Below are 13,503 nucleotides of genomic sequence, written 5' to 3'. Positions count from 1 at the left end.
CGTCCGTTCTGATATCCTACGCAAAATTTCATTTCGGAACCTGTTATGTCGAACACTCAAAGCACAGATCTTCAAACCATCCACGACCAAGTAAAACAGTGGTTAGACGATGTCGTTATTGGCCTAAACCTGTGTCCATTCGCAGCCAAGCCACAACGTAATAAACAGATTAAGATCTTTGTGAGTGAAGCAAATACGGAAGAAGCGTTGTTGCAAGACATCATGACGCATTTCGTAGAGTTAGATAACACGCCAGTCGCGGAATTAGAGACGACTTTGGTTGTTGTACCTAACATGCTGCAAGATTTCTTCGACTACAACATGTTCATTGATTGGATTGAAGCGTTGATCAAGCAAGAAGATTGGGAAGGCGTTTACCAAGTAGCAACCTTCCACCCAGACTATTGTTTTGGTGGTGCGGATCCAGAAGACGATGAAAACCTAACGAACCGTTCTCCGTACCCGGTTTACCATTTGATTCGTGAAGCGAGTATGGAAAAAGTGTTGAAGCACTACCCTAACCCTGAAGCGATTCCTGATACCAACATCGCGAGAGTTGAATCCTTAACTCCGGAAGAACGTCGTCAACTGTTCCCTTATCTGTTCAGCTAATCGTTCAGTTAATCGCTAACAAAATGGCTCATATTCCTGAGCGTTCTTGATGATATGGACGAGAAATGAACTGATCTCGTCCATTTTGTTTCGCAATATACAGGCATTCATCGGCAACTTTGATGAGCTTATCTAACGCCGACATCCTTTCCCCTTTGGTATCCCCTGTACTCAACTCAAAATGACACGCACCGATTGATATAGTGACAGGCTTTCTATCCAGTGTGATTTTCTTCATCTCTTGCAAAAGAGTCATGAACTTATCTTCAACACAACTTGGTGTTTTATTTGGGTACCAAAGAATGAACTCCTCGCCACCAAAGCGCGCCACAAACTCACCTTCTTGAGTGTTATTGCTCAGCACGCTCGCCACTTTCTTTAATACAACATCGCCCATTTGGTGACCGTAAATGTCGTTAACCTGTTTAAAGAAGTCGATGTCGACAACCGCCAAGGTTCCCTTTCCTAAAGAGCCTTTTAACTGCTCGACTTCCGCATTCAACGTTTTAAACAAGCAACGTCTATTTGGCAAGTGTGTCAGAGGATCATACAGAGCTTGGTACTCTAACTTCTCATTCAGCTCTTTGAGTTTTCGTTCTTGCTGTCTTCTAACCAGCTCCACTTCAATCCATGATGCCATTAGTCTCATCACGTCGACATCGAACTCTTTGAACTCGCGATGATAGGGGGCTGGGCTTGAAAAGTTTAAAGTGCCATAAAGCTCATCATTAACGAAAATGGGAACCCCAATATAAGACTCCAAGCCAAAAGACTGGTAAGCAGGGTGCTTCGCATACTTATCGTGTTTACCACAATGCTCAATGCAGATAGGACCAATCGATTTACAGGTAATTTCGCAATAGGTTGAACGATAATCAAAAGTGTCACCGCTATTGAGTTCTACCCCTTCAGGCGTAACACAATGTTCAACAACATAAGTATTGCCATCGACTTTCGATAAGATACCAATATCTAAATCGAAACGCTCAAGCCCCATTGTGAGCAACTGAGCAATCTGAACGTCGAAGCCCTTTCGATAATCATTGGTGATTTGATACAAGCGGCGTATAACAATTTCGCTTTCACTGGCTTGGTTCATAAATGGGATTCCACTACTGCTGACATTAATGGCAACATTAATATTTCGTATATTAAGAAGAGTAAAGTGTAAAAAAACATAATAATCAATTAGTTTGTATGCAAAATACCTCATTGGTCCAATGAATAAAAGTCGCGTTCTTCCACTTTGCGTTAGCACCCCATTCCTACCTTTGTTAAAATGGTCCATTAACGAAACAAAATGGATAGGAATATGAACCTTTCTCAACTAAACCAAGAAATCTACGATCACCTTTACCGCGACATTGAAGAGTTCCGCAGTACTTTTGATCTGCCGGTTGCTGCTCCTGAAACAATGGACGAAAAAGGCGATACGCTACATACCTCTCTAGCGATCGAAGAGCTAACAGAACTTGCAGAAGCTGACTCTAAAATCGAACAAGCGGACGCTATTGTAGACAGCGTTTATGTTTTGATGGGACGTTTGGTTCACCTTGGCCAATCCAAAGTAGAAGACAACCTAGCGATCAGCTACTTAATCGACTTACTGTTGAACGTTGCCAAAAACCGTTCAATTGACTTCTTACCTTGCTGGGACGAAGTACACTCAAGCAACATGAGCAAAGTATGCCGTAATGAAACAGAATACGCAGAAACAGAAGCATTCTATGCTGAGCAGAACATTAAGCTAATGGCGGTTCAAAAAGGTGAATACATCATTGCTAAATGCGCTGAAGATTTTGTATCGGAAGGTAAAACAGTTCGCCAAGGTAAAGTACTAAAATCTGTACACTACCGTCCTGCGAACCTTGAGCCTCTTACAGCTTAAGTAGAGTTAAAACTGAAGCGCTTCAAAGCATCAGTTGACTGAAATAGAAAACGCCACGTTATTGTAACGTGGCGTTTTATTATCTATTGAAGAACTCTAGCTGTTTTAATTGTAGCCTTGGTTAGAAGCCGAGCGCTATACTAGTCGAGCCATATGATAAGCCGCCACATATTCGCCATTTCTGAAAGCGAATCCTGCGGACTCTCCTTCAATCACGAAACCAAACTTCTTATACAGACTGATCGCTCTTTCGTTATCGGTATACACCGTTAACTCCATTCGCTTGATGTTAATCCAGTTATCACACAAGTCGATTGCTGTTGCGAGCAGTTGGCTACCGACACCTTTGCCTAGCACATCGTCCTTAACACCCATACCAAATGAAGCCACATGTCGTCTTCTTGGGTTCACACACACTTCCATTCCCAAGTTGCCAACAATCTCATCGTCGATCATCGCGACATACGAATACACGTTATCAGGCATATTAGAGATTCGTTTTTGCCAGCTTTCCAGAGATGGATTTGGGAGTTGCAGCGTACCGGTATAAGCATTCGTGCATTCGTAAACTTCTTTTATTCCCTTCGCATCTGACGGCTCAGACCGTCTCACTATAATACTCATCGCAACTCCTAATATTTCTTCGCTAAATATGAAACACATCCTCAATGTGCACCTAAACACACTAACAAATAGTGAATATTTAACAATAGGTTAGATGAACTTATCTTATTGGGCTTAATTGATACTGAGTAAACGCCCTCTCTCAATATCTTGCTCAAGTACCTCCGGCGTTAAATCGCCATGTCCATGGTGGTCATGATTATGGTGATGACCATGATCGTGGCCGTGTGAATGACTTTGATGTTCATTTGATCTTTGAGCTAACTTATCTGAATCCAAATAAGTGTCAGTCAAATCAGCACAATAATCTTGAGTCCATAAGCGACGAGCGTCGTCATCACTCATGATTTGCTCAGCTTTAGGGCCAAATTTGTCCATGTAGAACATCCCCAACTCCTCTCCTTCAACATTGGCGTGGTTGATAAGGTTCATAAACGCAGGCTCTTGATTCTCATCTGATAGATGACCATTTTTGTAACACACGGTTAGGCCAATAATGTCGTCGCCAAGTTGCTCTAATTCAGGGTTAAAATGATTGTGACTGTGATTATGTTCGGCAGCGGCGACAAGCATTGGAGTAAGTAAAACACATGCGATAGCCAGTAGCTTAATGGTATTTTTCATAGGATAGACCTTCTGTATTTTCGAATACAAATTTGATTAGTTGGTTGACTTAGCTTCTTGTTATTTGAGCTAAGTTAAGGGGAACTTCAAGACCATTTCAGCCTGAGTACCCCTCTGTCTCACTACAAATAATCAATATGATTGGATAACGAGGCTCGATATAACGAGCGTTCTGTAGACAAAAATCACTTATCAACTACGATTCTTGCTGGTGCGATGGTGTAAGTCATTGGCTTCACCTCCCATTCACCTTTTGCTTCCAATGCAACCGCTAGTGCTTGCGCCTCTTCACATACCTTCGCGGGTTTTCCATCAGCCCAGAATGAAGGACCCGAGGTGTATCCACACATAACAGAAAAAGCGTGTTGGCCATCCTTTATTGTGTATTCCGTCATAATGCCTCCGCCTTCACCGTGCGTGATTTTTAGCGAGCCTTCATCGGCAACATGCATTGCATCGGAAGGTGCTCTACCACTTACGTTACTCAGCAGCGCAGCGTTTACGACTTCGACTCAAGTTTACATCGAACAAAACGTTGCCTCTAATGCTGCTGATAACGGTGTCTACACCACAGAAGCTGGCGCATTAATCGATACCTCAGAAAATGGACAAGTCTATATAGGTTTTGATGACCAAGGTTGGTTAGCAGCGGGTTACGGCCACGACTTTCACATCAGCGAGTCCTTCACGTTCAACCTATACGGTGAACTCGGTAAATGGGACAACGGTGAAGAGTTATTAATCGAAGGTATTATTGATTACCAAGTCAATGATAACTTCAATGTATTCAGTGGATTGGGATATAACCAGTCAGGGCAAGTACTCGAGAATGTAAGCGACACCACGATCAACACTAATAAGTTCATCGCCGGTGCGGGGTACTCACTCTCAGGCTGGGATTTAGCTTACCAATACACTCACGAAAACAGTGATGGATCCAATGGCGGGTTTACCCACAACGATGACAACGTAATCTTTCATCAAGGCGACTACCGTACCAATGAACACGAAGTCGTTCTCTCTAAGAGCATCGACGACTGGACACCCTACGTGAAATACACCTATTTCAACACCAACGAAGGTGACCTTTACTTGAACGGCCAATCGATGGGCCCGATCGACAACGACAGCATCATCACACTTGGTTTGTCTTACGACTTCTAAATATCTCAGATTCAATTCTCATAGGCAGATGGATTTGCCCACCTTTCGAGGGCACTACTATGAAAATTACTTCTCAACGTAACAAAGTCATTAATATCGCTGCAGCGATCAGTATCGTTTTGTTTTCTGCGATTCCCACCTACGCAAGTGCTGATCACTTAGATTTCCATTATCTAGAGTCGAGTTATCTAGAAACCAGCTATCTAGACTCCTCCTTCGTCGAATTCATGACACCAGATTTTGATCAGGGGTATCTTAACGATGAGATTAAGCAAAACCTTACTCTGGAATAATTCTTCAACACATTACAAAACGTTATATAGCTCTTGTTTTCTATATAACTCTCATCTTCTTATAGAGCCGTGCTGAGTGATTAAGACTCCGTTCCTGAATCACTTTTTCTAGGCTGATGACATTCAAAACCGCAAATGCAGACGCTAAAAAAGACACCACACTCGTCAAAAAGTGTGGTGTCTTGGTTATTATTGCAAGGCTAATTAACTAACAATAGTTAAGATTAGTTGGCTGGACGCCAAACGCCCCATTTGTCATTTTCGTAAGTCGCTTTAGGGTTAGTACCACCTTGAACCCACCATTGTGCTTTCCATGACTGGTTCGAGTAAGTCACGACTTCGCCACCAAGGTAAGTCGCTGATGAGTCCCACGTACCTGGATCTGGCGTAGGGTCTGGGTCAGGAGTCGGATCAGGATCCGGCGTTGGATCTGGGTCTGGTGTTACGCCACCGTCATCAGCAATTACTTCAAAAGTGAAGGTTTCAACACTGTCGCTTTCAATCGAGCTAGCCATAAACGATAAAGTTTCGTTTGCAGTGATGCCAGTGGTATCAACTACGATAGAAGCCGTGCCGTTATTTTGAATGCTTACAGAAGTACCTTGAGTTTGAGTCAATGTCGCCGCTTCGCTTGTTGCAATTACAACTTTGTCGCCAGCATTCACTACGTTGTCACTCTTCACTAGCTCGTAGATGTCGCCTTTTAATGGTTCAACACCACCGTCGCCACCATCAATCAACGTTAACTGACCAGAAGCACGGCTATCTTTTGAGTTGAAGAAGTTACGTGAAGGATCGTTTTGGAAGTACATGTAGTGCTGCATTTCAGCATGCCAGTCACCAATGAAGATCGCGCCATCTTTAAACTCTTCGTGCCAGCCGTTAATCTCTGAAGCCAACAAGCGAGCCCAATCGTTAACGTTTGAAGCGTCGATAACGATGTCGAAGCTACGCGCGACTTCACCGTACTTGTTGATGATGTCGTACTTAACCGTATCACCAATTTCTGGCGTACCAAACTGGTCAGAAACAAACAGGTCGCCACGGACTAGATCAGGTTGAGGTGTAGGCTCTGGTGGAGGGGTTGTGCCACCCGCGATAGTGATGTCTGAACAGTTGTAGAAGCCTTCGCCCGCAGCATCATCACGTTGCCAACGAACGAATAGAATCGCATCGCCAGAACGGTCTGAAGGAATAGTGACATTAATGCGGTACTTGCCGCCATTAACCGGAACGTTACCCTCTTCTTGGATAAGATCTAAGTCTCCCCACGCTAGGCCTTTGCTTAGGTCCGCGTTTGGTTTCGTTAGGTAGAACTCCCAGAAAGAAGGGTTGTGTGGCGCTGTCGCATTGAATACATATTCAAACGTACCAGTATTTAGCTCGGTACGAGTCCAACCAGTATGAGGCGCACCCATGCCGCGTTTTTGCGAATCGTTGGCATAACATAACGTGCCGTCAGGAATCGCCGCTTTTACAGCATTGATATTATTGAAATCTTGGACATTTTTCGCGTACTCGTTACGTTGAACAAACGGGTATGAACCCGAAATGTCTTTTGCTTGAGCACACGCAGCATTAGGTGGTGTACCCGACCAAATCCCGCCTTGCTCGTAACACGTGTTCTGACGCGCGCTTGGAAACTCAGACCAACCATGAGCATTTGCCACTGACGGCACACTCGATAGCATAGCCATACCCACTGCTATTTTTAGAATATTATTATTTATTGTTGTCACTTTCCCACTCTCTATTATTTTACCCTAAACACAAAACCAATTGGTTACTAACCAACCAGCACTGTAATTCGAAGGTTTATAGTTTCTGACTTAAAGAACAACGAAAAATATATACGTCAATTTTATCAATAACAGCGGATTTTATATTGATAGGAATCAGCATCACACAACTCAAACAAATGCGTTGTAGATAGATGATATTGGTTCGAATTATCAATTTTTACCGACAAAAATTACGCATTCCCTAAGAAAATAGATCGCTAGGAAGGTATTTTTTCATTGAATTAATTGGAGTGAAACGCTCGCATAAATAATGATATTGAGTGCTTTTTATCATCATTATTATTACGTTGTTGAGACTGCTGTAAAGTCGCTAAGCTATTGAGCGTATACGTTTATAAATGGATAAATCATTAAACGTTAATTTGAACGAGCTAAACTAATAGCGGCTATTCATGCCAAATCGATTCGACATATCATCGTCCATACGACCGCCCTTCCAACCGCCACCGCCCAACAAATTAAGTACATCACGCGCGTTATATTCCTCACCACCGAAGAAGTCATTAGACACATTATTACGCAGCAATTGAATGGCTGGAGCAATTTCAGCAGCAAGGTCTTGTGGATCAGCAAACAATGCTAAGGCAACCAGTTGTTGGCGCTTACTTAATTCACATGAACTCGTTTCTACTTGCCCAATAGAGAAAAAGTCACTGCTTCCGTACGCTTTCACCAACTTTGCAGAAAGTGATTTGATTACTTTCTTGATTCGTCGTCGTTGAATATATCTAAACATATAGATTGCCTTGTATTGATGAGCTTAAGTTAACCAAACAGCAGATAGGTCTGATTGTCGACTGAGATACTTTTGACTTCGGTGTTGAACACGGACTCTAGCTGCTCAGGGGTAAGCACTTGATCAGCTGAGCCTGATGCTTGAAGTACACCTTTATCGAGCAACAACACTTGGTCTGCGTGTCTTAGTGTTCTGTTCAAATCATGGTTAGCCATGATCACGGCGATGCCCTTCTCAGCCACTCGTTCGATAAGCTTGTACAACAAGGCTTCTTGAGCAATATCCAACGGAGCTGCGGGTTCGTCGAGGATCAGCAGCTTCGCGTATGGGTTAAGTGTCGGCCAAATTTGCAGGCACATTCCCGCCAAACGTACGCGTTGCCATTCACCACCAGACAGTGTCTGAATTGAGCGATGAAGTTTGTCTGCAATGTCTAGCATCTGGCTGATTTCTTCCAAAGCTGCGTTGATTTCAGCATCAAGGCCGTGTGAGGAGCTTGGCAGTGACAATGCAAGATATTGGAACACTTCTAAGTTGAAGGCTGGCCTTGCGCTTTGGCACAAGTAAGCACGATGCAATGATAAATCTTGTAAAGACAGCTCCGACAAATCCTGCCCGTCGATCTTGATATCACCTTTGTAACCATCACCAATTCCAGATATCGCTTCGAGCAAGGTACTTTTACCGCTGCCATTAGGGCCGATAACGTGAGTCACCTGCCCTTGCTTGAGCTCAAATGATAGTGGTAATAAACGAGCGCCGACGCTCAGGCTCTTAATTTGAATCATGATTTTTAATTAACATCCAAATGAAGATAGGCGCACCGATACTGGTGGTCATCACACCCAAAGGCAGCTCTGCGGAATCTAATAAGGTTCTTGCACAGATATCAGCAAACACCAACAACGCAGCGCCAGCAACGGCAGACAAAGGAAGAAGGTATTTGTTATCAGTACCAATCGCTAAACGCAACAAGTGTGGCACAACCAAGCCAACAAAGCTGATCACGCCACCTAAAGCTACCGCGCAGCCGACTAAAATAGACACGGCGAAAATTAGACGCCAGCGCAATCTCGGTACGTTTACGCCTAACTGTGCGGCATGCGTTTCGCCAATCATTAACTTATCTAGCTTACTACCTTGCAGGCACAGCCAAATAATCACGGGGATCATCACCAACGTGAGCGAGTGTTGATACCAAGTTACACCACCCAAGCTACCCATCAGCCAATACATCAATAAGCGTAGACTTAAGTCATCACTAAAATAGAACGCCCATGTCACCATCGCGCCAGAAAGAATGCCTAACGCGACACCCACTAGCAGTAATTTAGCCGTGGTGAGTCGCATCGTTTTTACCATGCTCACCAGTATCACGGTGAAACAGAGCGAGCCTAAAACGGCGGCAATCATGAACAGTTCTGGTGTGGGAGCAAACGGCAAGAAGAACAGCACGATAACCATCGCCAAACTTGCACCACCAGAAATGCCGAGCACACCGGGCTCTGCTAATACGTTACCCAATAAGACTTGTAAACTTGCGCCAGATACGGCTAACCCTGCCCCGATAGCAATAGCCGCCAATAGTCGAGGTAAGCGTAAATCAATCAGTAGTTTTTGTTCTAACGTGGACAATGTGCCCAGAGGGGAAATGAAAAGATCGCCAACCATTAGGTAAATCGCACTCAGCGCGACAAGCAGTGCTGCCATCAGATAAATGGCTCTAGTCCATTTGCGCTGTTTTTGGTGAAGAAGTTGTTGGAAATCCATATCAAGCTACTTTGAAAATGTTCGCGTAACCTTACCTGTATCCCTAAATAAACTCAAGGCTCACACCGTAATGTGAACCTTGATATTTCAACCAGTTGAGCGGTTGTTTTCGTCGTTTAAACCCGAGTCGATATTAATCGTACACAAGCTGACCATGGTCGAATCGCGTTTCAACTTCACACACCATTAAGGCCGCTCGTTGACCGATAGCAACATTACGATTAGGGAACACCACCGCTTCGTTTTCATTCTTAGCCATTAACGGTTTATCACCATCATGACCGAATACTTCACCGTGCTTGAACGCGGTAAAGTTCTCTACAGAATCTGAGAACATGAAATCGAAGTCATCATGTAAACGAACAATGGTTCTGCTCACGCGATAAGTGATGGTTCGCTTAGGTAAATGCTCTGGCTCAACTTCAGCAATCAAGTTACGCATCGCCAAGTCAAAAGCCGTTAGCTTATCAAGTTGGTTCTCACCAATTCTCGCGACCTGCCCTAGTTCCATTGTCAGTGCTTGCGCTTCGAAGTTTTCAGCACTGTACCAACTGAATGTACTGGTTGGCGCATTTGACAACAACACTGCTTCCACGTGCGCACTGTTAATGAAATCAAACAGCTCTTTACTGCGTACTTCGTGGCGAACTTTAGGGCTCACTGCAAACGAGTAATGCTTAGATAAACGGATTGCACAGTGCAAATCTAGATGCCAACGAGTGGCAGGTTCCGTTTCTTTGTAAAACTCAGTCACCAAGAACTTCAAGTTCTTCGCGATATCCACTTCTCGATTGCTCTCGTACTGCTTTTCATCAAACAGACGATTCATGTTCACATCAAGAAAACGAGTATGCGCGTTAGTGGCTTCTGGGTGAGCTATGATAAACAAGCATCTCGCGTTTACTACTTGGAAACCTGTTTCAATATCCTCAATGAGCTTATCGATCAGCTCCATTGGTGAAGTTTCGTCGCCATGAACACCGGTTGAAAAAATGATGTTCTTGGTTTCAGAATTAAAATCCGCGGGAATCACTTCCAAGACACCGCGTTGATGAAGCTTAATTTGAACACCGTTACTCAGTACGGTCTGTCCTGCAAACACTTCTTGCTCAAGATCTAGGCTGTCAAAAAGAAATGATTGGCGAAAGAGGGTCTTCGTCATGCGCTACTCCTTAATTGCACGGCCGTATGTTAATAAATTGTACATAGAAATTGTGTTGCTAGGATCGCACTTATCAACAGAAACTCCGTTATCACTCACAAATACTACCCATATATTTTTATATTACCTGCTGACTTTACTAACCGACATCTGTTCCAAATAACTTTCTCTATTTAAAGAGACTTTTGGTTGTTTCGGCTTATCTCAGGTTATGCCAGCAAGATAAGAGCCACGTAAGCTAACACAGCTCTTACCTGCTATGAACAGATTGAGATCAATTAATCTTCCTGATCGAGCAATCTTTCAAATTCATCGATTTGAACTTTGACCATGTCGATGCTTTGTTGCCAAAAATCAGCTTGAGTCAGGTCCATTCCTAAGTGCTTTTGAACGACTTCTTCCGCCATCATGCTGCCCGTATCACGAAGCAACGAAACGTAATCGCTGAAGAATTGCTCACCTTTCGCATCGCGCTGAGCGTAAACACCTTTACTGAACAGGTAACCGAACAAGTATGGGTAGTTGTAGAAGCTTACTTGAGAGATGCTGAAATGCAGTTTGCTCGCCCAGAAGTAAGGGTCAGCTTCTGTCATTGCATCGCCATACCACTCTTTCCAAGTCGTTTCCATCAAGTCACACAGCTGCTGAGCCGTTAGCTCGCCTTTTTCACGCTGCTCGTAGAAGGCTTTTTCAAACTCAAAACGAACGGGAATGTTCACCATTAATGCCAAAGAAGAAGAAAGCTCTTCCCACAGCATTTCAAGTTTCTCATTACGTGTTTGTGCTTGTTTTAACAAATGGTCTCGAACGATATTTTCAGCAAAGATCGAAGCGGTTTCTGCTAGCGTCATTGGGTAGCGTGTTTGACACAACGGCATGTCTTTCATCACCCAGTTGTGGAACGCGTGGCCTAACTCGTGTGCCAATGTCATTAAATCTGAGCGGCTACCGCTCCATGTCATGAACACAAGCGGAGTGCGTGTAGCAGCAAACTTGGTGCAGTAAGCGCCTAAACGTTTGTTGGCTGCTGGTGCGGCATCAATCCAACCATTATCAACCATCAAAGCGACAAAATCAGCCATCTCTGGATTTACTTCAGCGAACGCAGTTTTGATCACGTCGATCGCCTCATCAAATGGGTAAACCTTAGATTCAGCGTCACCCAGCGGCGGCATCGCAGCTAAGTGATTCCAAGGCTTCATTTCATCTAGCCCGTGAACTCTTGCCATTAACAAACCTGCTTTCTGACCAACAGCTCGATTAGCTTTCGCTACCGACATCATGGTGTCTAGCGTTTCTGGCACAATGCGGCTGCCGTGTAGGCTTGGATCTAGGAAATGCACATCGCTAATCTTCGAACGCTTTTTGTTTTCAGTCAGTCGCCAACCCGCCAATGCATTTAGAATCGAAGCAAAAGACTCTTGGTGCGTTTTCATCGCACCTTGAACCGCGCGCCATGCTGGTTCTTGTTTGTCGAATTCGCTGCCGTACAACAGGCTCGCGGCTTGTGAAAAGCCTAGGGCTTCCTCTTCACCGTCCAGCTTTAGCGACAGTTTTAAAGATCCGGTTAGGTTATCGTATAAACGACCCCATCCGTCACGACCATCAACCTTCATCGCAGCTAATAACTGCTCTTCAGCAACACTGAGTCGACTGCTTGATAACTTACGTGAGCTTTCGATAGCAAAGCGTTGCCCTGCAACATCCGCGCTCTCATGCTCTAATACTGCATCAATAAATTCTGGCTCTGCGTGAATTAGCGTGTCTTCGTAAGGGCTGAACGCTTGAGACATTTCAGAGTTCAGCTTCGCTACACGACCAAGCAGTGCTTTGGCTTCTGTGTGCGTCGCGTCTACCGATGCGTGACAATTAGCGAAGGTGTTGATTGTGCTCAGTAACGTGCCTGCCGCTTCAGAAGTTTGAATGGCGTTTTGCATCGCTAGGATAATATGACGCTTTTCAACGTGTAGGTACAACAGCTCAATACATTGTTGAATGAGTTCAATGTCCAGTTCGATTTTTGCATCATTAAGATCGCGATAAGCAATGCTTAGATCCCAACTCGGTGTTGTCATGACTAAATTCCTTTCACGTAGGTAGTAATACCAATCTGGTATAGCGGCTGTAAACGCCGCTTTATACTTCTATTTCTATTTACAGTTCTAATAGATTGTTAATTCTTAAACTGTGTTTTTTGAAAACTCAGAGAACAGGTAGCCCTATCGATTTAACGCTGATAAAGCTCTGCGCAAACTGAGTGATTTGAATATGCGTTATCGATGCGTTTTCTATCGATAACTTCGAGTACAAACTCGGGTTTTTCCAATCAATATTAAGGCAGTGCGCTAGCAGTATGCGAATCACACCACCATGAGTAACCAACAATATGTTGTCACTTGAATCATTCAAAAGTTGCGACCAAGCTTGAGTTACTCTGTCGTGGAAGCTCTGTAAACTTTCTGCGCCAGTTAATTGATGATTAGCAGGGTCTTTCCAAAAGGTTTCTAACATTCCCCACTTGTCTTCAAGTTCATCAAATGGGACACCATCTACTTCACCGAAGTTCATTTCCTGAAAACCCGATGCAACTGATAAAGGCACAGACATACGCTCTGCAAACAAGCTCGCGAGATCACCACATCGTCTTAGTGGAGAGCTAACCACGCTATCAAAGGTAATGCCTTGTGTAGTTAGTGCCTCACATATCTGTTCTTGAAGATCAGAGTTGACCAGCACATCAGATAAACCATTGAGCGCAGCTTTTCCTTCGACTTTGCCATGTCTTAACAAATAGATGTTTTTGGTTGTTCCATTGACCATGTGTGCGA

The 13,503-nt window shown here is 44.0% G+C and carries 15 protein-coding genes; 4 read left to right on the top strand and 11 right to left on the bottom strand.

Features of this window, described 5'->3' with window-relative positions; translation table 11 throughout:
* Positions 1-45 precede the first annotated feature (45 nt).
* Positions 46-612 carry a DUF1415 domain-containing protein gene (locus ACED41_RS03420; protein WP_017065531.1) on the top strand — a complete coding sequence of 189 codons (567 nt, stop codon included), beginning with the start codon at positions 46-48 and terminating at the stop codon, positions 610-612.
* Between the two features lie 28 nt (positions 613-640).
* On the opposite strand, the gene ACED41_RS03415 is transcribed toward ACED41_RS03420, so the two are convergent.
* Complete coding sequence (locus ACED41_RS03415; RefSeq protein ID WP_017065530.1) at positions 641-1,711, bottom strand: diguanylate cyclase domain-containing protein; 1,071 nt, start codon at positions 1,709-1,711, stop codon at positions 641-643.
* 213 nt (positions 1,712-1,924) lie between these two features.
* Here ACED41_RS03415 and ACED41_RS03410 point away from each other — a divergent pair, with 213 nt between their 5' ends.
* Positions 1,925-2,500 carry a nucleoside triphosphate pyrophosphohydrolase family protein gene (locus ACED41_RS03410; RefSeq protein WP_008217561.1) on the top strand — a complete coding sequence of 192 codons (576 nt, stop codon included), beginning with the start codon at positions 1,925-1,927 and terminating at the stop codon, positions 2,498-2,500.
* 135 nt (positions 2,501-2,635) lie between these two features.
* Here ACED41_RS03410 and ACED41_RS03405 read toward each other — a convergent pair whose 3' ends face one another.
* The 3 genes from ACED41_RS03405 to ACED41_RS03395 form a co-directional block, all read right to left on the bottom strand.
* Positions 2,636-3,124, bottom strand: coding sequence for a GNAT family N-acetyltransferase (locus ACED41_RS03405; protein WP_017068284.1), 489 nt, complete (start codon positions 3,122-3,124; stop codon positions 2,636-2,638).
* A 114-nt stretch (positions 3,125-3,238) separates the two neighbouring features.
* The gene (locus ACED41_RS03400; protein WP_371724469.1) at positions 3,239-3,748 is read right to left on the bottom strand and encodes a hypothetical protein; all 510 of its coding nucleotides are present in this window, start codon (positions 3,746-3,748) and stop codon (positions 3,239-3,241) included.
* Positions 3,749-3,933: 185 nt separating this feature from the next.
* Positions 3,934-4,143 carry a hypothetical protein gene (locus tag ACED41_RS03395; RefSeq protein ID WP_017059164.1) on the bottom strand — a complete coding sequence of 70 codons (210 nt, stop codon included), beginning with the start codon at positions 4,141-4,143 and terminating at the stop codon, positions 3,934-3,936.
* 1 nt (position 4,144) lies between these two features.
* Between ACED41_RS03395 and ACED41_RS03390 the strand changes: the two genes are divergently transcribed.
* Together ACED41_RS03390 and ACED41_RS03385 are read left to right on the top strand one after the other, a co-directional pair.
* Entirely contained in the window at positions 4,145-4,912 is a 768-nt protein-coding gene (locus ACED41_RS03390) for a hypothetical protein (RefSeq protein ID WP_017059163.1), read from the top strand.
* Positions 4,913-4,971: 59 nt separating this feature from the next.
* Positions 4,972-5,205, top strand: a complete 234-nt coding sequence (locus tag ACED41_RS03385; RefSeq protein WP_102333260.1) for a hypothetical protein — start codon at positions 4,972-4,974, stop codon at positions 5,203-5,205.
* A 224-nt stretch (positions 5,206-5,429) separates the two neighbouring features.
* On the opposite strand, the gene ACED41_RS03380 is transcribed toward ACED41_RS03385, so the two are convergent.
* The 7 genes from ACED41_RS03380 to cobC form a co-directional block, all read right to left on the bottom strand.
* A complete protein-coding gene (locus ACED41_RS03380; protein ID WP_371724527.1) occupies positions 5,430-6,896 on the bottom strand; it encodes a lytic polysaccharide monooxygenase in 1,467 nt (488 codons plus the stop codon).
* Positions 6,897-7,383: 487 nt separating this feature from the next.
* Complete coding sequence (locus tag ACED41_RS03375; RefSeq protein WP_102320089.1) at positions 7,384-7,743, bottom strand: DUF6559 family protein; 360 nt, start codon at positions 7,741-7,743, stop codon at positions 7,384-7,386.
* Positions 7,744-7,772: 29 nt separating this feature from the next.
* Positions 7,773-8,531 carry a vitamin B12 ABC transporter ATP-binding protein BtuD gene (gene btuD, locus ACED41_RS03370; RefSeq protein ID WP_136978782.1) on the bottom strand — a complete coding sequence of 253 codons (759 nt, stop codon included), beginning with the start codon at positions 8,529-8,531 and terminating at the stop codon, positions 7,773-7,775.
* A complete protein-coding gene (btuC, locus tag ACED41_RS03365; RefSeq protein ID WP_017096955.1) occupies positions 8,518-9,513 on the bottom strand; it encodes a vitamin B12 ABC transporter permease BtuC in 996 nt (331 codons plus the stop codon). The genes btuD and btuC overlap by 14 nt, the downstream gene beginning before the upstream one ends.
* A 133-nt stretch (positions 9,514-9,646) precedes the next feature.
* On the bottom strand, positions 9,647-10,675 hold the full coding sequence (locus tag ACED41_RS03360) for a succinylglutamate desuccinylase (protein ID WP_017059157.1): 1,029 nt from the start codon (positions 10,673-10,675) through the stop codon (positions 9,647-9,649).
* A gap of 278 nt (positions 10,676-10,953) precedes the next feature.
* Complete coding sequence (locus ACED41_RS03355) at positions 10,954-12,750, bottom strand: M3 family oligoendopeptidase (protein ID WP_371724468.1); 1,797 nt, start codon at positions 12,748-12,750, stop codon at positions 10,954-10,956.
* Positions 12,751-12,877: 127 nt separating this feature from the next.
* On the bottom strand, positions 12,878-13,495 hold the full coding sequence (gene cobC / locus ACED41_RS03350; RefSeq protein ID WP_371724467.1) for an alpha-ribazole phosphatase family protein: 618 nt from the start codon (positions 13,493-13,495) through the stop codon (positions 12,878-12,880).
* Positions 13,496-13,503: the final 8 nt, after the last annotated feature.

The sequence above is a fragment of the Vibrio sp. 1F255 genome (genome assembly GCF_041439145.1).
Lineage (GTDB): Bacteria > Pseudomonadota > Gammaproteobacteria > Enterobacterales > Vibrionaceae > Vibrio > Vibrio crassostreae_C.
Note: the sequence above shows the minus strand (reverse complement) of the source record. Positions and strands in the feature narration are given on the sequence as shown.